The sequence below is a fragment of the Micromonospora sp. DT62 genome, from assembly GCF_049847285.1.
In the GTDB taxonomy this organism is placed as follows: Bacteria; Actinomycetota; Actinomycetes; order Mycobacteriales; family Micromonosporaceae; genus Micromonospora; species Micromonospora reichwaldensis.
The window spans coordinates 1-18970 of sequence record NZ_JBNCOB010000043.1 but is presented as its reverse complement, the minus strand read 5'-3'; the positions used below and the strand labels follow the sequence as shown (position 1 = coordinate 18970).

The 18970-nt window shown below is 71.4% G+C and carries 20 protein-coding genes; 17 read left to right on the top strand and 3 right to left on the bottom strand.

Going from position 1 to position 18970, the window contains the following annotated elements; all coding sequences use genetic code 11:
* The first annotated feature begins 15 nt into the window (after positions 1–15).
* The 3 genes from ACPXCB_RS30820 to ACPXCB_RS30810 all read left to right on the top strand — a co-directional run bounded on the left by ACPXCB_RS30820 (position 16) and on the right by ACPXCB_RS30810 (position 2575).
* Positions 16–975, top strand: coding sequence for a heme o synthase (locus ACPXCB_RS30820; RefSeq protein WP_425879561.1), 960 nt, complete (start codon positions 16–18; stop codon positions 973–975).
* A 337-nt stretch (positions 976–1312) separates the two neighbouring features.
* Positions 1313–1645 carry a hypothetical protein gene (locus ACPXCB_RS30815; protein WP_311414617.1) on the top strand — a complete coding sequence of 111 codons (333 nt, stop codon included), beginning with the start codon at positions 1313–1315 and terminating at the stop codon, positions 1643–1645.
* 6 nt (positions 1646–1651) lie between these two features.
* Positions 1652–2575 carry an ATP-grasp domain-containing protein gene (locus tag ACPXCB_RS30810; RefSeq protein WP_425879559.1) on the top strand — a complete coding sequence of 308 codons (924 nt, stop codon included), beginning with the start codon at positions 1652–1654 and terminating at the stop codon, positions 2573–2575.
* A 55-nt stretch (positions 2576–2630) separates the two neighbouring features.
* Here the strand turns inward: ACPXCB_RS30810 and ACPXCB_RS30805 are convergent, their stop codons facing one another.
* Positions 2631–3593, bottom strand: a complete 963-nt coding sequence (locus ACPXCB_RS30805; protein ID WP_425879557.1) for a COX15/CtaA family protein — start codon at positions 3591–3593, stop codon at positions 2631–2633.
* Positions 3594–3691: 98 nt separating this feature from the next.
* Here ACPXCB_RS30805 and ACPXCB_RS30800 point away from each other — a divergent pair, with 98 nt between their 5' ends.
* The 8 genes from ACPXCB_RS30800 to ACPXCB_RS30765 all read left to right on the top strand — a co-directional run bounded on the left by ACPXCB_RS30800 (position 3692) and on the right by ACPXCB_RS30765 (position 10567).
* Complete coding sequence (locus ACPXCB_RS30800) at positions 3692–4450, top strand: helix-turn-helix transcriptional regulator (RefSeq protein ID WP_425879555.1); 759 nt, start codon at positions 3692–3694, stop codon at positions 4448–4450.
* Positions 4447–5877, top strand: a complete 1431-nt coding sequence (sufB, locus tag ACPXCB_RS30795; protein ID WP_425879554.1) for a Fe-S cluster assembly protein SufB — start codon at positions 4447–4449, stop codon at positions 5875–5877. Before ACPXCB_RS30800 ends, sufB begins: the two co-directional genes overlap by 4 nt.
* Positions 5878–5971: 94 nt before the next feature.
* Positions 5972–7168: a Fe-S cluster assembly protein SufD gene (gene sufD / locus ACPXCB_RS30790; RefSeq protein ID WP_425879552.1), complete on the top strand. Its 1197-nt coding sequence runs from the start codon at positions 5972–5974 to the stop codon at positions 7166–7168.
* Positions 7168–7494, top strand: coding sequence for a non-heme iron oxygenase ferredoxin subunit (locus ACPXCB_RS30785; protein ID WP_425879550.1), 327 nt, complete (start codon positions 7168–7170; stop codon positions 7492–7494). Before sufD ends, ACPXCB_RS30785 begins: the two co-directional genes overlap by 1 nt.
* Positions 7494–8267 carry a Fe-S cluster assembly ATPase SufC gene (gene sufC, locus ACPXCB_RS30780; protein ID WP_425879549.1) on the top strand — a complete coding sequence of 258 codons (774 nt, stop codon included), beginning with the start codon at positions 7494–7496 and terminating at the stop codon, positions 8265–8267. Before ACPXCB_RS30785 ends, sufC begins: the two co-directional genes overlap by 1 nt.
* Before the next feature lie 32 nt (positions 8268–8299).
* The gene (locus tag ACPXCB_RS30775) at positions 8300–9604 is read left to right on the top strand and encodes a cysteine desulfurase (protein ID WP_425879547.1); all 1305 of its coding nucleotides are present in this window, start codon (positions 8300–8302) and stop codon (positions 9602–9604) included.
* A gap of 43 nt (positions 9605–9647) precedes the next feature.
* Entirely contained in the window at positions 9648–10124 is a 477-nt protein-coding gene (sufU, locus tag ACPXCB_RS30770) for a Fe-S cluster assembly sulfur transfer protein SufU (RefSeq protein WP_425879545.1), read from the top strand.
* Entirely contained in the window at positions 10121–10567 is a 447-nt protein-coding gene (locus tag ACPXCB_RS30765) for a metal-sulfur cluster assembly factor (protein WP_425879544.1), read from the top strand. Before sufU ends, ACPXCB_RS30765 begins: the two co-directional genes overlap by 4 nt.
* A gap of 312 nt (positions 10568–10879) precedes the next feature.
* Here the strand turns inward: ACPXCB_RS30765 and ACPXCB_RS30760 are convergent, their stop codons facing one another.
* On the bottom strand, positions 10880–11380 hold the full coding sequence (locus ACPXCB_RS30760; RefSeq protein ID WP_425879543.1) for a nucleotidyltransferase family protein: 501 nt from the start codon (positions 11378–11380) through the stop codon (positions 10880–10882).
* Between the two features lie 242 nt (positions 11381–11622).
* On the opposite strand from ACPXCB_RS30760, the gene ACPXCB_RS30755 reads away from it, so the two are divergent.
* From ACPXCB_RS30755 to ACPXCB_RS30735, 5 genes are all read left to right on the top strand, one after another.
* Positions 11623–11994: a VOC family protein gene (locus tag ACPXCB_RS30755; protein ID WP_425879542.1), complete on the top strand. Its 372-nt coding sequence runs from the start codon at positions 11623–11625 to the stop codon at positions 11992–11994.
* 765 nt (positions 11995–12759) lie between these two features.
* Positions 12760–13092 carry a PadR family transcriptional regulator gene (locus ACPXCB_RS30750; RefSeq protein WP_425879541.1) on the top strand — a complete coding sequence of 111 codons (333 nt, stop codon included), beginning with the start codon at positions 12760–12762 and terminating at the stop codon, positions 13090–13092.
* Entirely contained in the window at positions 13089–14147 is a 1059-nt protein-coding gene (locus tag ACPXCB_RS30745) for a hypothetical protein (RefSeq protein WP_425879539.1), read from the top strand. Before ACPXCB_RS30750 ends, ACPXCB_RS30745 begins: the two co-directional genes overlap by 4 nt.
* Before the next feature lie 184 nt (positions 14148–14331).
* On the top strand, positions 14332–15009 hold the full coding sequence (locus ACPXCB_RS30740; RefSeq protein WP_425879538.1) for a LysE family transporter: 678 nt from the start codon (positions 14332–14334) through the stop codon (positions 15007–15009).
* A 132-nt stretch (positions 15010–15141) separates the two neighbouring features.
* Positions 15142–15798 (top strand): acVLRF1 family peptidyl-tRNA hydrolase, encoded by a 657-nt coding sequence (locus tag ACPXCB_RS30735; RefSeq protein WP_425879537.1) that lies wholly within the window; start codon positions 15142–15144, stop codon positions 15796–15798.
* A gap of 199 nt (positions 15799–15997) precedes the next feature.
* Here ACPXCB_RS30735 and ypfJ read toward each other — a convergent pair whose 3' ends face one another.
* Complete coding sequence (gene ypfJ / locus ACPXCB_RS30730) at positions 15998–16915, bottom strand: KPN_02809 family neutral zinc metallopeptidase (protein ID WP_425879571.1); 918 nt, start codon at positions 16913–16915, stop codon at positions 15998–16000.
* Positions 16916–17160: 245 nt separating this feature from the next.
* Between ypfJ and ACPXCB_RS30725 the strand changes: the two genes are divergently transcribed.
* The gene (locus tag ACPXCB_RS30725; protein ID WP_425879535.1) at positions 17161–18765 is read left to right on the top strand and encodes an ABC-F family ATP-binding cassette domain-containing protein; all 1605 of its coding nucleotides are present in this window, start codon (positions 17161–17163) and stop codon (positions 18763–18765) included.
* Positions 18766–18970 lie beyond the last annotated feature (205 nt).

The following is an 18970-nucleotide window of genomic DNA, read 5'->3' as shown; positions in this document are numbered from 1 at the left end:
GGAAGGTGGCAATCCGTGAGCATGATCACCGAGCGCCCCGTCAGCAACTCTGCCGGGCAGCCGCCGGTGCGGACTGCGGCGGAGGCGTCGGCGGTGGCCCGCCGGGACGTCCGCGCGGTGGTCGCGGCCTACGTGACGCTGACCAAGCCGCGGATCGTGGAGCTGCTCCTCGTCACCACGGTGCCGGCGATGATGCTCGCGGACGGCGGGATGCCGTCGCTCTGGCTGGTGGCCGTGGTGCTGGTCGGCGGCTCGCTCGCCGCGGGCGCGGCCAGCGTCATCAACTGCTACATCGACCGGGACATCGACCAGCTGATGCGGCGCACCAAGCGCCGCCCGCTGCCGACGCACACCGTGACGCCGCGCAACGCGTTGATCTTCGGGCTGGTGCTGGCGGCGGTGTCGGTCGCGATGATGGCGGCGTTCACCAACCTGCTGGCCGCCGGGCTCACGCTGGCCGCGATCCTCTACTACGACGTCGTCTACACCCTCTGGCTCAAGCGCACCACGACGGCCAACACGTTCTGGGGCGGGGCCTGCGGGGCGGCGCCGGTGCTGATCGGCTGGGCGGCGGTCACCGGGACGCTCTCCCCGGCCGCGTGGGCGCTCTTCGCGGTGGTCTTCTTCTGGCAGATGCCGCACTTCTACCCGCTGGCGATGAAGTACAAGGACGACTACGCCCGGGCCGGCATCCCGATGCTGCCGGTGGTGGCCTCCACGCGGCGGGTCAACGCCGAGATCATCGGCTTCGCCTGGCTGACCGTGGCGTCCTCGCTGGCCGTGTGGCCGCTGGGGATGAGCCTCATCTACGGCGTGCCCGCCGTGGTGGTCGGCGCCATCTTCGTGGTGGAGGCGCACAAGCTCGCCCGCCGGGTGGCCCGGGGGCAGGCCGTCAAGCCGATGCGGCTCTTCCACTGGTCGACGACCTACCTGACCATCCTCTTCGCCGCCGTCGCGCTCGACGCGCTGATCTGACCGGGCCGCGCCCGTCACTCCGGCGGGCGCTCGCGCCGAGCCGGGTCCCGGCCTGGTCCGTCCCGCCCGGTCCCGGGGGCCCGGAGGCCGTACCGGCAAATCATCATCGTGCATGGCTTGTCCGGGTTTCTTGTCACATCGGTGAGGCCGTCGGTAAGGTTCCAGAACCACTCGGATGCCCCGGGCCGGCCCGGTTCGGGCCCACCTTTTGATGGGATAAGTCCGGACAAGACCGGTCATATCGTCTGTGGTTCTCCTTAAACCCGCGGGTAATTGGCATCACAAAAGGTTCATGGTTCTCGCCCGCCCGGGTGCAAGTCTGCTTACGCTTCCCGACATGGCAGATGGTTCCGATACGACGCTGACGGCCGAGCAGACCCCCGGGCAGACCCCGCAGGGCCTGGTCGCGGGCATCAAGTCGTTCGCCGCCGGTCACGGCGGCGCGAAGGCGGTCATCGAGTACGTCGGCAAGCGTGGCGCGCGCATCGTCCTCGTGGGCGAGGACGGGGTGTGGGGCGACCAGTTCGCCGACGACACCGTCGTGGCGCGGCAGGCCTGCGCGAAGGCGGGAGTCACCGTCGAGAACGCCTGGGAGCGTGAACTGATGGACCAGATGCGTCCGAGCAACGACCTCTGGCGGTCGATGGCCCGGCGCACGATGGCCCGTTGACATAACTTGACCGATCACCACCAGTCGACCCGGGGGAAACCCCGGGTCGCTCTCGTCACCTGTGCCGACCTGCCCGACCTCGACCCCGACGACCGGCTGCTGCTCGACCCGCTGGCGCGCCGCGGCGTGATCGCTGAGGCGGTGGACTGGGCCGACCCGGCCGCCGACTGGACCGCGTACGACCTGGCGGTGCTCCGCTCGCCGTGGGACTACGCGCTGCGCCGCGACGAGTTCGTCGCCTGGGCGTCGCGGGTGCCCGCCCTGGCCAACCCGGCCGACGTGGTGCGCTGGAACACCGACAAGCGGTACCTGGCCGAGTTGTCCGCGGCCGGGGTGCGCACCGTGCCGACGTCCTGGGTCGCGCCGGGGGAGGACTGGCGACCGCCCGCCGCCCGCGGCGAGTACGTCGTCAAGCCGGCCGTCAGCGCGGGCAGCCAGGACACCGGCCGCTACGACCTGGCCGATCCGCACCACCGGGAACTGGCCGTGGCGCACGTGCGGCGGCTGTCGGACGCCGGGCGGCTGACCATGGTGCAGCCGTACCTCGACGCGGTCGACACGGCCGGCGAGACGGCGCTGCTCTTCCTGGCCGGGCCGGACGGCCCGACGTTCAGCCACGCCATCCGCAAGGGCCCGATGCTGACCGGCCCGGACCTCGGCGCCGACGCGCTGTACCGGCCCGAGGAGATCACCGCCCGCACCGCCACCCCGGAGGAGTTGGCGGTGGCGGAGCGGGCCCTCGCGGCGGTGCCCGGCGGGCCGGGACGGCTGCTCTACGCCCGGGTGGACCTGATCCCGGGCCCGGACGGCGCGCCGGTCCTGGTGGAGCTGGAACTCACCGAGCCGTCGCTGTTCCTCGGCCACGCCGACGGCGCCGCCGACCGCCTGGCAGACGCGATCCTGACCCACCTGGGCCCCGCCGCCGGCTGAGCGTCGGGGCGGGTGGGGGAGCGCTCAGGTGCGCAGCCGGACGGGCCGGGCGCGGTCAGGCGGCGACGGGGACGGCCCGGTCGGCGTCGTCCGGGGCCGGGGCCGGCCCGACCGGGTGGCGCTCGCGGGTGGACCACTGCACCGACAGGGTGGCCAGCAGCACCAGGCAGGAACCCAGCATGTGCGCGCCCACCAGCAGCGCCGGGAGGTTGGTGAAGTACTGCACGAACCCGATGAGGCCCTGACCCAGCTCGACGGCGACGAGCACCAGCGCGGCCCGCGCGGCCCGCTGCGCGCCGACCGCGCGGAAGGCGAAGACCAGCGCCACGGACAGGCCGATCAGCAGGAAGACGCTGTCGGCGTGCACCTGGGAGATGGTCTCGGGGTCGAGGCCGTTGCGGGCGGCGCCGTGGTCGCCCGCGTGCGGGCCGCTGCCGGTCACCCAGGTGCCGATCACCAGCACCGCCGCGCTGACCACGGTGGTGAGCGCGGCGAGGGTCCGCAGCGGGGCGGGCACGACGGCCACCGCCGGGCCCGCCGGGTCCTTGATCCGCCGCCACAGCGCGTACGCGGCCGCGATCACCAGCATCGAGGCGAGGAAGTGCAGGCCGACCACCCACGGGTTGAGGTCGGTGAGCACGGTGATCCCGCCGATGACCGCCTGTGCGGGGATGCCGAGGAGCACGGCGACCGCGAGCGGGACCAGGTCCCGGCGCCGGGGGAGGTGCAGCAGCACGGCCAGCAGCACCGCCAGCGCGATGAAGCCGACGGCGAAGGTGAGCAGGCGGTTGCCGAACTCGATCACTCCGTAGATGCCCATCTCCGGTGTCGTCACGTACGACTCCTCGGTGCACCTGGGCCAGGTGGGGCAGCCGAGGCCGGAGCCCGTGAGCCGGACGGCCCCGCCGGTGACGACGATGCCCGCGTTCGCGATGATCGAGGCGAGCGCGAGACGGCGCAGCAGGGTGGTGGAGACCGGGAACTGGGCGGGTCGCTTCACGGCGCAAATCCTACGCATCGTAGTGGAGCGCGATCGGGTGACTCCGTCCGTGCGGTGGTTCGGATCACCGGGACCCGGGTTTGCGGGCCCCGGACGAATTACGTAACGTTGGCGTTGTGAAAAACGCGGCGGCGCTCTCCGGGCACCAGCCGGCGGTCGTCCCGACCGCCGGTCAGCCCGCGTCCGTCGCGGATCTCTCCACCCGTGACCGGGTCACCCAGCTGCTGCTGGAGCAGGGCGCGACCACCGCCGCGCAGCTCGGCTCGGCGCTCGGGCTCAGCCCGGCCGCGATCCGCCGGCACCTCGACGCGATGCTCGCCGACGGCGACGTGCTCGCCCGCGAGCAGACCGTCCGGGGCCACCGCGGCCGGGGCCGGCCGGCGAAGGTGTTCGTGCTGACCGACGCGGCCCGGGTCCGCTGCGGCACCCACCACTACGACAACATGGCCACCGCCGCGCTGCGCTGGATCGCCCGCAACGGCGGCGCCGCGGCGGTCGAGGCGTTCGCCACCGACCAGGTCGCCGCGCTGGAGACCCGCTGCCGGGCCGCCATGGAGGACGCCGGCGACGACCCGCTCGCGCGGGCCGAGGCACTCGCCGGGGCGCTGACCGCCGAGGGTTACGCTGCGAACGCGTCCACGATCGCCACCGGCGGCCAGCTCTGTCAGCACCACTGCCCGGTGGCGCACGTGGCCGCCGAGTTCCCCCAGCTGTGCGAGGCCGAGACCGCGGTGATCTCCCGCCTGGTCGGCACCCACGTGCAGCGTCTGGCCACCATCGCGCACGGCGACGGAGTGTGCACCACGCACATTCCCGCCCAGCCGGGGCGTGCCCGTTCCGGTAAGACCGTCACCACTGTGAGGACAGATAGATGACCGAGCAGATCGTCCAGCCACTGACCCAGGAAGAGCAGCTCGCCGCCCTGGGGCGCTACGAGTACGGCTGGTCCGACCCGGACGCCGCCGGGGCGGTCGCCCAGCGTGGCCTCAGCGAGGCGGTGGTGCGGGACATCTCGGCCAAGAAGAGCGAGCCGGCCTGGATGCTCGACCTGCGGCTCAAGGGCCTGCGGCTGTTCGGTCGCAAGCCCATGCCGGCCTGGGGCGCCGACCTCACCGGGATCGACTTCGACAACATCAAGTACTTCGTGCGCTCCACGGAGAAGCAGGCCACCAGCTGGGAGGACCTGCCCGAGGACATCAAGAACACCTACGACCGGCTGGGCATCCCCGAGGCGGAGAAGCAGCGGCTGGTCGCCGGCGTCGCGGCGCAGTACGAGTCCGAGGTCGTCTACCACAAGATCCGTGAGGACCTCGAGGAGCAGGGTGTCGTCTTCCTGGACACCGACACTGCGCTGCGCGAGCACGAGGACGTCTTCAAGGAGTACTTCGGCACGGTGATCCCGGTCGGCGACAACAAGTTCGCCGCGCTGAACACCTCCGTGTGGTCCGGCGGCTCGTTCATCTACGTGCCGAAGGGCGTGCACGTGGAGATCCCGCTGCAGGCCTACTTCCGGATCAACACGGAGAACATGGGCCAGTTCGAGCGGACGCTGATCATCGTCGACGAGGGCGCGTACGTGCACTACGTCGAGGGTTGCACCGCGCCGCTGTACTCCTCCGACTCGCTGCACAGCGCCGTCGTGGAGATCATCGTCAAGAAGAACGCCCGGTGCCGCTACACGACCATCCAGAACTGGTCGAACAACGTCTACAACCTGGTCACCAAGCGGGCCGTGTGCCACGAGGGCGCGACCATGGAGTGGGTCGACGGCAACATCGGCTCCAAGGTCACCATGAAGTACCCGGCGGTCTACATGACCGGCGAGCACGCCAAGGGCGAGGTGCTCTCGGTGGCCATGGCCGGCGAGGGGCAGCACCAGGACGCGGGCGCCAAGATGGTGCACGCCGCGCCGCACACCTCCTCCACCATCGTCTCCAAGTCGATCGCCCGGGGCGGCGGCCGCACGTCGTACCGTGGCCTGGTCCAGGTGCTGGAGGGCTCGCACAGCAGCCGGAGCACGGTCAAGTGCGACGCGCTGCTGGTCGACACGATCTCCCGCTCGGACACCTACCCGTACGTCGACATCCGCGAGGACGACGTGTCGATGGGGCACGAGGCCACCGTCTCGAAGATCAGCGACGACCAGCTCTTCTACCTGATGAGCCGGGGCCTGAGCGAGGACGAGGCGATGGCGATGATCGTGCGCGGCTTCATCGAGCCGGTCGCCAAGGAGCTCCCGATGGAGTACGCCCTGGAGCTCAACCGCCTGATCGAGCTCCAGATGGAGGGCGCGGTCGGCTGACCCCGCCCGGCCCTCGCGTGGCCCGGACCGTCGCGCCGCGTCGAGAGCAGCCCGACCGACCCTCCGACCAATCGCAGAACAGACCAAGGAAGAGATGACTACCCAGGCTTCCGCGCCGCCCAGCACCAAGTCGCAGGCGCTCCGCTCGTACGACGTCGCCGACTTCCCGGCCCTGACCGGCCTGGAGGAGGAGTGGCGCTTCACCCCGCTCAAGCGGCTGCGCGGGCTGGTCGGCGCGTCGCCGGCCGCCACCGGCGCGGTCCGCCACGAGCACGGCGACCTGCCCGAGGGTGTCACCGTCGGGCGGATCGGCTCCGACGACCCGCGGGTGGGCAGCGTGCTCACCCCGGTCGACCGGGTCAGCGCGCTGGCCTACGGCGGGGCCGACCAGGCGCTGCTGGTCCAGGTCGCCCGCGACGCCGTGGTGGCCGAGCCGGTGAGCCTGCGGGTGGTCGGCGAGAGCGCCGAGGGCCCGGCCTTCGGGCACACCTTCGTCGAGGTGGGCCGGTTCGCCGAGGTAACCCTGGTGGTGGAGCACGTCGGCTCGGCCACGCTGGCCGACAACGTCGAGGTGTCCGTCGCCGACGGGGCGAAGCTGACCCTGGTCACCGTCGCCGACTGGGCCGCCGACGCCGTCCAGGCCCAGCACCTGAAGCTGAAGCTGGGTCGGGACGCCAAGGTGGTGCACGTCCAGGTCTCCCTCGGCGGCGACCTGGTCCGGCAGTACACCTCGGTGGAATACACCGACCGGGGCGGCGAGGCCGAGCTGTACGGCCTCTACTTCGCCGACTCGGGGCAGCACCTGGAGCACCGCCAGCTGGTCGACCACACCGTGCCGGACTGCCGCAGCTACGTCGGCTACCGGGGCGCCCTGCAGGGCGAGAGCGCGCGCACCGTCTGGGTGGGCGACGTGCTGATCCGCGCCGAGGCGACCGGCACCGACACGTACGAGATCAACCGCAACCTGCTGCTGACCGACGGCGCTCGGGCCGACTCCGTACCCAATCTGGAGATCGAGACCGGCGAGATCGCCGGCGCCGGGCACGCGAGCGCGACCGGCCGCTTCGACGACGAGCAGCTGTTCTACCTGATGGCCCGGGGCATCCCGGAGGCCGAGGCGCGGCGCCTGGTGGTCCGCGGCTTCTTCGCCGAGCTGATCAACAAGATCCCGGTCGAGTCGCTGCGGGAGCGCCTGGGCGACGCCATCGAGGCCCGGCTGGCGAGCGGGAGGAGTGAGCTTGCGAGCCCCGCACTCGCGAGCGAAGACCTCACGGCGAAGGCCGGCGCCTGATGATCCGCCTCTGCTCCGCCGAGGACGTGCCGAAGGGCACCGTGGTCAGCGCGGACGTCGACGGCACCCCGATCGCGCTGGTGCACGGCGAGGACGGTGTCTTCTACGCCGCCTACGACGAGTGCTCGCACGCCGCGGTCGCCCTCTCCGAGGGGGAGGTCGAGGGCTGCACGCTGGAATGCTGGCTGCACGGATCCCGTTTCGACCTGAGGACCGGCGAGCCGACCGGGCTGCCCGCCACCGAACCCGTACCCGTCTATCCCGTCGAAGTCCGAGACGGCGACATCTACGTCAGTCTCACGCCGAGCAATGGAGTGACCCGATAATGAGCACCCTGGAGATCCGCGACCTGAAGGTGTCGGTCAAGCTGCCCGAGGGTGAGCTCAAGCCGATCCTGGCCGGTGTCGACCTGACCGTCCGCTCGGGTGAGACCCACGCGATCATGGGCCCGAACGGCTCCGGCAAGTCCACCCTGGCCTACTCGATCGCCGGCCACCCCAAGTACGAGATCACCGGCGGCTCGGTGACCCTCGACGGCGAGGACGTGCTGGCCCTGTCCGTGGACGAGCGCGCCCGCGCCGGCCTCTTCCTGGCCATGCAGTACCCGGTCGAGGTCCCCGGCGTCTCGGTGGCGAACTTCCTGCGTACCGCCAAGACCGCCATCGACGGCCAGGCGCCCAAGCTGCGCACCTGGGGTGGCGAGCTGCGCGGGGCCATGGAGCGCCTCCAGATGGACCCGGCGTTCGCCCAGCGCAACGTCAACGAGGGCTTCTCCGGCGGCGAGAAGAAGCGGCACGAGATCGTGCAGCTGGAGCTGCTCAAGCCGAAGATCGCGATCCTCGACGAAACCGACTCCGGCCTCGACGTGGACGCGCTGCGCGTGGTCAGCGAGGGCGTCAACCGGGTCCGCGACAACGGCGACACCGGGATGCTGCTGATCACCCACTACACCCGGATCCTGCGCTACATCAAGCCGGACTTCGTGCACGTCTTCTTCGCCGGCCGGATCGTCGAGCAGGGTGGCCCGGAGCTGGCCGACAAGCTCGAGGAAGAGGGCTACGAGCGCTACGTCGCCGGGGCCGGCGCGGCGCGGGCCTGAATCCTCTCGGAAGAATGGGTGGGCCGGTCGACATGACTTCCATCGCGATCCCGTCGGGGATGCCGCAGTACGACGACGCGCCGCGTTACGACGTGGCGAAGGTGCGCGCCGACTTCCCGATCCTCGACCGGGAGGTCAACGGGCACCGGCTGGTCTACCTCGACAGCGCCAACACCTCGCACAAGCCGCGGCAGGTGCTCGACGTGCTCGGCGAGCACTACGCGATGCACAACGCCAACGTGTCCCGCTCGGTGCACACCCTGGGCACCGAGGCCACCGAGGCGTACGAGGGCGCGCGGGCGAAGATCGCCGCGTTCATCAACGCGCCGAGCGTGGACGAGGTGGTGTTCACCAAGAACTCCACCGAGGCGATCAACATCGTGGCGTACGCGTTCTCCAACGCGTCGCTGCGGCCCGACGCCGACCCCCGCTTCCGGCTCGGCCCCGGCGACGAGGTGGTGATCTCCGAGATGGAGCACCACTCGAACATCGTGCCGTGGCAGCTGCTCTGTGAGCGCACCGGCGCGACCCTGCGCTGGTTCCCGGTCACCGATCAGGGGCGCCTGGACGAGTCGGGGCTGGAGGACCTGGTCACCGAGCGGACGAAGATCGTCTCGCTGGTGCACACGTCCAACATCCTCGGCACGGTCAACGCGACCTCGCGGATCACCGCGCGGGTCCGCGAGGTGGGCGCGCTGCTGCTGCTCGACTGCTCCCAGTCGGTGCCGCACATGCCGATGGACGTCGTCGACTACGACGCCGACTTCATCGTCTTCACCGGGCACAAGATGTGCGGCCCGACCGGCATCGGCGTGCTCTGGGGCCGGACCGAGCTGCTGGCGGCGATGCCGCCCGTGCTGGGCGGCGGGTCGATGATCGAGACGGTCACCATGGCCCGCTCGACCTTCGCCGCGCCGCCGGCCCGGTTCGAGGCGGGCACCCCGCCGATCGCCGAGGCGGTCGCGCTCGGCGCGGCCGTCGACTACCTCGCCGGCATCGGGATGCGGGCCATCCAGTGGCACGAGAAGGAGCTGACGGCGTACGCGCTGGACGCCCTCGCCACGGTGCCCGGCCTGCGGATCTTCGGGCCGGCCGTGCCGGTGGGCCGGGGCGGCACCATCTCGTTCGCCCTCGGCGACATCCACCCGCACGACGTCGGGCAGGTGCTCGACTCGCTCGGCGTGCAGGTGCGCGTCGGCCACCACTGCGCCAAGCCGGTGTGCACCCGGTTCGGCGTGCCGGCCATGACGCGGGCCTCGTTCTACCTCTACACCACCACGGCGGAGATCGACGCCCTGGTGGCGGGCCTGGAGCAGGTGCGGAAGGTGTTCGAGTGAGCGGCGACGCAGGAGCCCCGCGGATCGACGGGAGTTCAGCCTGATGCAGCTTGAATCTCTTTACCAGGACATCATCCTGGACCACTACAAGCACCCGCACGGTCGCGGCCTGCGCGACCCGGACGCCACGGGCGCCCGGGTCGCCGAGGCGCACCACGTCAATCCGACGTGCGGCGACGAGGTCACCGTGCGGGTGGCCACCGACGGCGACGTGCTGCACGACGTCTCGTACGACGGCATGGGCTGTTCGATCAGCCAGGCGTCGGCGAGCGTGCTGCACGAGCTGCTGGTGGGCCGGGGCGCGGGCGACGCGTTCCGGGTGCACGAGGCGTTCGTCGAGTTGATGTCCGGCCGTGGCCAGGTCACGCCGGACGAGGATGTGCTCGGTGACGGGGTCGCGTTCGCGGGCGTCGCCCGCTACCCCGCCCGGGTCAAGTGCGCGCTGTTGCCGTGGATGGCGTTCAAGGACGCCGCGGCACGCGCCGGTGTGGGCGTGAGCCCGACGGAGGTTGAGGCATGAGCAGCGAGGACACCGCCACCGCGGCGACCCCGGCGACCGAGGGCGCGACCGTCCCGGCCACGGACGCCGCCGTACCGGCCACGGACGGGGCGCCGGCCGCCGCGTCGGCGGCCAAGGGCAAGGCCGCCGTCGCCGACGTCGAGGAGGCGATGAAGGACGTCGTCGACCCCGAGCTGGGCATCAACGTGGTCGACCTCGGCCTGGTGTACGGCGTGCACGTCGGCGACGACAACGTCGCCACCCTGGACATGACGCTGACCTCGGCGGCGTGCCCGCTGACCGACGTGATCGAGGACCAGGCCCGGCAGGCGCTGACCACCGGACCGGGCGGCGGCCTCGTCGACGACATGCGGATCAACTGGGTGTGGCTGCCGCCGTGGGGCCCGGACAAGATCACCGACGAGGGGCGCGACCAGCTCCGCTCCCTCGGCTTCAACGTCTGACCGGCCCAGCGCCGGTACCCGTTGAGCGCGCCACCCCTCCGGGGCGGCGCGCTCAACGTTTTCTCGGCGCGATCACCCAGAATCGCCCTGGGTCTCGTGACGTCCGGCTCCGGCTGGGGCTTCCTGGCGCATCTCACGATCGAAGACGCGCCTTGACTCCACGGCCAACAGAAGAGGGTGCGAACGCTTGTCGGCAGAAGCGGACGGCCCCGTCGAGCGGCCAACGCACCGCCGGCCAACGCACGGCGAGCGGCATGAACCGACGCCGCCACCGGTATCGCGCGGTTGGGCCGCCGACGCCCGGCGTGAGCGCTAGATCTCCACTCGCAGTCCGGCCCATCGGTCGAGCCATCCCTTGACCTGCACGCGGCGCTGTACCTTCGCGCGGCCCGCCGCATTGTTGAAAGCTGGAGAGGGGCGGACCACCATTCCTACAAGGTCAGCCAGCCCATGGCAGGACACCAGGCGAACAGAGTCACCCCGCAGGGTAACCGCGACGCACGTTGCCGTTTCGGGCCAGCGCGATATCGCGTCCAAGGTGGACGTGTAGGGCTCATCGCCATTGCGCAGATGCATCCGTGCTTGATTACGAATCTCCCACGGCACCCCAGGCAGGGCCACCATGGCTTGGGCTTCGGCGCGTGCGTCCTCGCGTGGGTCCAGCTTCTCCGGGTCGAAGTAGGCGACATCCACGTCGCGCTCCGGCGAGACCGCGATGTTGCTGATCGCGTCCCAGACGCGGTTGCGTACGAAGCCGGCACCGATCCACCAGTCCGGTAATCCAAGGTCGGCCGTAACCCGAAGGACTTCCATCGCTCCCGGGTCTGACTCGATTACGCCCACAACGTCCTGCGCGCTCCTGACCACCCCAGGGACCCTAGACCAGCGGACGTACGCGGAATGCCTTCCACGCCGCCTCGACGTTGTCCACCCGGTCCGGAGCCCAGGCCCCGTCGGCGTAGCAGTCCGACCAGTTCTTCCGGCGAGTCACGCCACGCGATACCCACGCTTCAGCCTCCCCACTCGGAACCGTAACCATGTCCTACGGTGGGTCCATGGACTGGAAGATCGAACTCATCCCCGTTCCGGTGACCGATGTCGACCGGGCCAAGGCGTTCTACCAGAAGGTGGGCTTCAACGCCGACCACGATCACAGGGTGCACGAGGGCCTGCGGTTCGTCCAGCTCACACCACCCGGCTCGGCCTGCTCCATCGTGATCGGCGAGGGCATCACCGACAAGACTCCCGGCACACAGGAAATCCAGGTTGTGGTCGCCGACGCCGAGGCGGCGCGCCGGCAACTGCTCGACGCCGGCGTCGATGCCAGCGAGGTCGAGGTGCAGCCATGGGGCAACTTCGTCTACTTCGGCGATCCTGACGGCAACAGGTGGTCGCTGCAGGCGATCGAATCACGCCCCAACGGCTGATCGATGGCCCACGACAGCCCTGGCAATGCCTGACGTACCGCTGAGTGTGCGCCGATCTGCCAAGATCAGTGCATTCACTGTGACGTTTCTGGCTCTCGACCTCGACTCTGTCCTGGCGAAGGCGGGCGTCATGCGCGTGCGCCGCCTCCCGCACGGCTGAGTCGGTGCGGTCGTAGCCCACTTGGTCGCCGTACCCGATGGTCACGAACTTCGCCACAGCAATTTCCTCTCGTGCAGGAATGGTCGACCGATACCGGCCGACCCCGCTCATGAATCATCGCCGCCTGAATCGGCGTCCGCACGTTCGTCCGCCCATCGCTCGTCAGGCAAGGCGTCGCGCGGTCTTGCCGACGTGCGGGCGTTTGCCAGCTTCCAACCCCGTTACGGATGATCGTCGGCCGCTGCCCGTGAATCCTCTCCAGCGCCGCCGCCAAGGTCACCGCTCGCGACTGGGGACAGCGGCCGAACCCGTTGCGGAGCCCGGGGCAGCAGGACCTGACCGCTGTATCCGGGGCCCAGGACGATGGCCGCCCCGTTGGGGGGCGGGGCGCCGACGACGCTGCTCTCCGCCGCCGGTATCGCAGGAGCGAAATCCGGCCCGCCCAGGTCGCCGGCGTCCGCCGCGTCACCGTCGCCCATGATCACTCCTTCTTGGCGTGGGCTCCGCGCATGCCGGGGCCCGGTGAGACCCGCTGGCGCCAGCCTGGCTCCTGGCGGGAAGGATATCTTGTCTTCCACTATATTGGGTGGATGAGTTCTCGGGCCATGACAGAGCCAGCCTTCTTCGTCCTCACCGCGCTGATCGACGCTCCGCGGCACGGCTACGGGATCGTCGCGGACGTGGCAGAACTGTCGCAGGGCCGCGTGCAGCTGAAGATCGGTTCCTTGTACGGCGTCCTGGACCGACTCGTCGGTGACGGCCTGGTCGAACTGGACCGCGAGGAGGCATGGCAAGGACGGTTACGCCGGTACTACCGGTTGACCGAGCGAGGCCGCCAGGCCCTCGAAGCGGAGGCTCAACGGCTGGCCGCCAACGCACGCCTCGCCTCCAGCCGGTTGCGCGAGCGGCGGAACCCGATCACGGGAACGCCGTCGTGAGCCGGCTGGAGGAGCGCTACCGGTTCGTTCTACGGCTGCTGCCCGCCGCTTACCGGCAGGAGTGGGAAGACGACATGGTCGCCGCCTTCTTGGACAGCATGGACACCGGCGACGCCGAGACCACCGCGTATGTCACGGACTACGGCCGGCCGAGCCTGTCCGAGGTCGCCAGCATCGTGTCCCTCGCCGTTCGGTTGCGTCTCGGCGGGACTGACGCCCCACCCCGCTCGTTCGCCTGGGGACAAGCCGTACGCCTGGCGACCCTGATGGCGATGCTGGCCAACGCCGTCATGGTCACCGCCGGCATCGCCGTCACACTGTGGCTTTCCGGGAAGATCGCCTGGCTGCCGGCACCCGCACTGGAATGGCCACTCAGCCCGCCGTCGAACATCTGGCACACCGCGTGGAATCTCGCCGACTACGCGTGGTTGCCGGCCTACGTCGCGCTCGTCCTCGGACACCGGCGGGTGGCCCAAGCGGTCGCCCTGCTCGCCATCGTGCCTCCGGCCATCACCACCGCCTTCGAACAAGGCGTCGGTGACGTACCGGTGTCCGTGACGCCCTGGGCGATGCGATTCGTCGAGGTGCTCCTGCTACTCGCGATGGCGGCTTTTCACCACGGCGCCCCACCGGTGCCGCGCCGCCCCTGGCTCCTCGCGCTGCCGATCGGCATTTTCCTCGTCCCTGTGCCGCTGTTCACCATCCAGGCGGCGGGACCGGCGCTGAGGCTGCTGGACTGGCCGGGCCTGTCCTGCGCGGTGGTCACTGTCGCCATGGTGGTCCACCTGGCCGGTAGAGTGTCCAGCCGCCCATCTCGGAGGCTGCCATGGTCACTGGCGCTCACCCTGCTCGCCGTGACCGCGCTCGCCCTACGAACCGCAACCCTGCCCGACTACAGCAACCAGGCGCAGCGGACAACACTCGCCACGATCGCCTCCGTAGAGGTTGCCGCCGTGCTGGCGGTAGGCGTACCGCTCGCCGTACTGGCCATCCGCGCACTGCGCCGACTTCCACCGATCCCCACCGTCGCCCCAAGACCCACCACACCGACGTAGGAACTCGTCCGTCGGGGCGACTGCGACCCTCGGTAACGCCACCCCAGCCGAGCCCTGCGGTCGCGTCCACCTGCGGATGAACGGCGTCGTGGGGAATTGGGTGGCGGGGCCGCGGTGGCGGGGCCGAGGATGAGCGGGTGATCGAGACGTACCCGCCGAGGACCGTGCCCGTCGTCGCCGCCGCATGGCGACAGCGGACCGGTTCCGGCCGCGTCCCGATCCGCCACCGACCGTCGTGACCGGCGCGTTCCTGGCCGGCCTGGTCGCCGGCTACGGCGTCGCCATCCCGGTCGGCGCGATCGCGGTCCTCATCCTCGGGCTCAGCGCCCGCACGTCGTTCCGGGTCGGCGCCGCCGCCGCGTTCGGGGTGGCCACCGCCGACGGGCTCTACGCCGCCGTGGCGGCCCTCGGCGGGGCCGCCGTCGCCGGGCTGATCGCGCCGGTCGCCGGGCCGCTGCGGCTGGCCGCCGCGCTGGTGCTGCTCGTCCTCGCCGGCCACGGCGCCTGGCGCGCGCTGCGCCCCCGCGCCGCGACCGGGGCCGCCGGCGTCCGCCGGGGCATGGACACCCCGGTGCGCGCCTTCGCCGGGGTGCTCGCGTTGACCCTGCTGAACCCCGCGACGGTGGTCTACTTCGCCGCGCTCGTGCTGGGCCGCACGGACCGCACCGGGTCGGATCCGCTCGCCGCCGGCCTCTTCGTGCTCGGCGCGTTCGTCGCCTCGGCGAGCTGGCAGCTGTTGATCGCCGGCGGGGGCTCCCTGGTCGGCCGGGTGCTCACCGGCCCGCGCGGTCGGCTCGTGACCGCGCTGCTCTCCAGCGCCATCATCGCCGCCCTGGCCGTGGCGATGCTGCGGCCCGGCTAGCCGGGCCGGTCGTCCGCTGCCCGGCTGGGTCCGGGTCGGTGGCCTGCCGCCCGGCGGGGGCGGCGGCCCGCCGCCACGCGTCCACCCACCCACGGCGGTCAGCCGGCGTCGCCGTGCCGTAGGTTCGGGCGTATGAGCAGCCGACCGGCCGCCGGAGGCGGCCGCTGGGTCGAGGTGGACCCCGCCCGGGTCGCCCGGTGGGTGGAGGGCTTCGCCGACCGGCACGGCCCGCCCGCCACCACCACCATCGAGGCGTACGGGCTGCTGCTCGCCGCCCCGGACGGCGCGACCGCCGAGCTGCACACCCCGCCCGGCGTGCCGGCCACCCCGGACGTGCCCGGCTTCGTGGCCGCCGTGACCGTGCCGCGCCGGATCGGCCTGCTGCTCGCCCGCAAGGGCGCGGTGGCGGTGGGCGTCGCGGCGGGGGAGGAGCTGGTGGTCTCCAAGGTGGACACCCGCTACGTGCAGGGCCGTACGGCCGCCGGGGGCTGGTCGCAGCAGCGCTTCGCCCGGCGGCGCGACAACCAGGCGAAGGCGGCGCTGGGCGACGCGGCCGACCTGGCCGTACGGCTGCTGCTGCCGGAGGCGTCGGCGTTGGGCGCGCTGGTCTGCGGCGGCGACCGGCGGGCGGTGGACACCGTGCTCGCCGACCGGCGGCTCGCCCCGCTGGCGGCGCTGCGCACCGAGCGGCTGCTGGACGTGCCCGAGCCCCGGCACGCCGTGCTCGTCGCCGCGATCGCGGCGGCCCGGGCGGTCCGGATCCTGGTCCGCGACCCCGCCCCGTCCTGAGCGACCCCGCCCCGTCCTGAGCGACCCCGCCCCGTCCTGAGCGACCCCGCCCCGTCCTGAGCGACCCCGCCCCGTCCTGAGCGGCGATCCCGTCGGGAGCGACGCCGACGGCCATCGTGGACCCCTGGTCGAACCCACGCACGACGGCGGCCGGCGGGCGAGGCCCGCCGGCCGCCGAGGGCGGTCTCCGGTCCGGTGCTCAGAGGCTGCCGCGGAAGGTGTCGCAGGACTTCGGGTCGCCGGTGTCGTAGCCCCGGGTGAACCACTCCTTGCGCTGGGCGGAGGAGCCGTGGGTGAACTCGTCCGGGTTCACCGGCCGGTTGGCCCGCTTGGAGATGGCGTCGTCGCCGATCTTCTCGGCGGCGTCGACGGCCTGCTGGATGTCCTGCTCGCTGATGCTGGTGAAGATCTTCTGACCGCCCGCGTCGGCGGTGCCGGTGGCGTTCTTCGCCCACGCGCCGGCGTAGCAGTCGGCCTGCAGCTCCAGCTTCACCGAGAGCTGGTTGGCGTTGTCCGGGTCGCGCTGCTGCTGGCGGCGCATCTGGGCCTCGGTGCCGAGCAGGTCCTGCACGTGGTGGCCGTACTCGTGGGCGAGCACGTACGGCTGGGCGAACTCGCCGGAGGCGCCGAGCTGCTGGGCGAGCACCTGGTAGAAGGTGAGGTCGATGTAGACCTGGTCGTCGGCGGGGCAGTAGAACGGGCCGACGCCGGAGTCCGCCTGCCCGCAGGCGGTGTTGACGCCCTGGCTGAAGAACACCGTCTTCGACGGGCGGTACTGCTCGCCGAACGCCTCGGGCAGGGCCTTCTGCCAGTACGCCTGGATCGAGTTGACGTAGAGCGCGTTGCGGCAGTCGAGCTGCTGGAGTGCGTCCTCGGCCGCGCACTTCTGCTCCAGTGACGAGTTGTCGCCCTGCGGCTCGTCGCCGCCGCTGGTGGCCGCGTTCAGGCCGAAGCCGCCGCCGACGAGCGCGACGAGCACGGCGATGACGATGCCGACGATGCCGCCCCGACCGCCGCCGATCGGGATGGGTATGCCGCCCAGCCCGCCGCCTCCGCCGGATCCTCGCCGGTCGTCCACCTGGCTGGTGTCGACCCGCGCGTTCTCGTTCAGCTCCATGTCTACCCCGATCACCGATTTGATCCGTTTTGGTGGTTGCGGTACCGGACCGGGTCCGGACGGCGATTCGGTACCCGATGATCTTGATCGGTAATCCGGCGAGGCGATCCGGTGGCGCCCGGTACACTTGGGCCCGTGCTGCTCTGCGAAGGCTGAACCGCCCCGCGCCGACGGGCCTCGTGCTCGCCGGCGCTTTCGCGTGCCCTGAGTCAGCCCTTCCAGACCCCGAGAGCGAGTCCTTCGACATGATCACTGCCACCGGCCTGGAGCTGCGCGCCGGCGCCCGCATCCTGCTGTCCGACACCACGCTGCGGGTGCAGCCGGGTGACCGGATCGGCCTGGTCGGCCGCAACGGCGCCGGCAAGACCACCACGCTGAAGGTGCTCGCCGGCGAGGGCCAGCCGTACTCCGGGCAGATCGACCGCCGCAGCGCCATCGGCTACCTCCCGCAGGACCCCCGCACCGGGGACCTGGAGGTCACCGGCCGCGACCGGGTGCTCTCCGCCCGGGGCCTGGACGTGCTGATGGCCCAGATGAAGGAGATCGAGGCCAAGCTCGCCGACGACACCGACGACAGGCTGGTCCGCCGCTACGGCGCGCTGGAGGACCAGTTCGCCTCCCTCGGCGGGTACGCGGCCGAGGCCGAGGCCGCCCGGATCTGCGCCAACCTCGGCCTGCCGGACCGGGCGCTGGCCCAGACCATCGGCACGCTCTCCGGCGGTCAGCGCCGCCGCATCGAGCTGGCCCGGATCCTGTTCCGCGACGCGGGCGAGAACGGCGGCGGCATCCTGCTGCTCGACGAGCCGACCAACCACCTCGACGCCGACTCGATCACCTGGCTGCGCAGCTTCCTCGCCAACCACAAGGGCGGCCTGATCGTGATCTCCCACGACGGCTCGCTGCTGGAGTCGGTGGTCAACAAGGTGTGGTTCCTCGACGCCACCCGCTCCGTGGTCGACGTCTACAACCTGGGCTGGAAGGCGTACCTGGAGGCCCGCGAGACCGACGAGCGGCGCCGCCGCCGGGAGCGGGCCAACGCCGAGAAGAAGGCCGGCGCGCTGATGGCGCAGGCCGACAAGATGCGGGCCAAGGCCACCAAGACCGTCGCCGCGCAGAACATGGCCCGCCGGGCCGAGAAGCTCATCTCCGGCCTGGAGGAGGTACGCGTCGCCGACCGGGTGGCGAAGGTGCGCTTCCCGAACCCGGCCTCCTGCGGCAAGACCCCGCTCACCGCGACCGGCCTGTCGAAGTCGTACGGCTCGCTGGAGATCTTCACCGACGTGAACGTGGCGGTCGACCGGGGCTCCCGGGTGGCCATCCTGGGGCTCAACGGCGCCGGCAAGACCACCCTGCTGCGGATGCTCGGCGGCCTGCTCCAGCCGGACACCGGCGAGGTGCACGCCGGTCACGGCCTGCGACTCGGCTACTACGCCCAGGAACACGAGACGCTCGACGTGGACCGTACGGTGCTGGAGCACATGCGCAGCGCCGCCATCGAGCAGACCGACACCGACCTGCGCAAGATCCTCGGGGCGTTCCTGTTCTCCGGCGACGACGTGGACAAGCCGGCCGGGGTGCTCTCCGGCGGCGAGAAGACCCGGCTCGCGCTGGCCACCCTGGTCTGCTCCGGGGCGAACGTGCTGCTGCTCGACGAGCCGACGAACAACCTCGACCCGGTCAGCCGGGAGCAGGTGCTCGACGCCATCGCCCGCTACCCGGGGGCGATCGTCCTGGTCACCCACGACCCCGGCGCGGTCATGGCGCTGAAGCCCGACCGCGCCATCCTGCTCCCCGACGGCGACGAGGACGCCTGGAGCGACGACCTCCTCGAACTGGTCGAACTAGCCTGACCCCACCCACCCCACCCCACCCACCCCCCACCCCACCCCTGCCCCGCCCCACCGCGTTGATCATGAAGTTATTGCGCCCCGCCCCGGCGTGTCGCGACAACAACTTCATGATCAACGCGGCGGGCAGCGGGGGACGCTCCTATGCCGCGTCAAGTGGTTGGGGTGGGGTTTCGAGGCGTCGGTAGAGCTCGCGGGCGACGTAGCG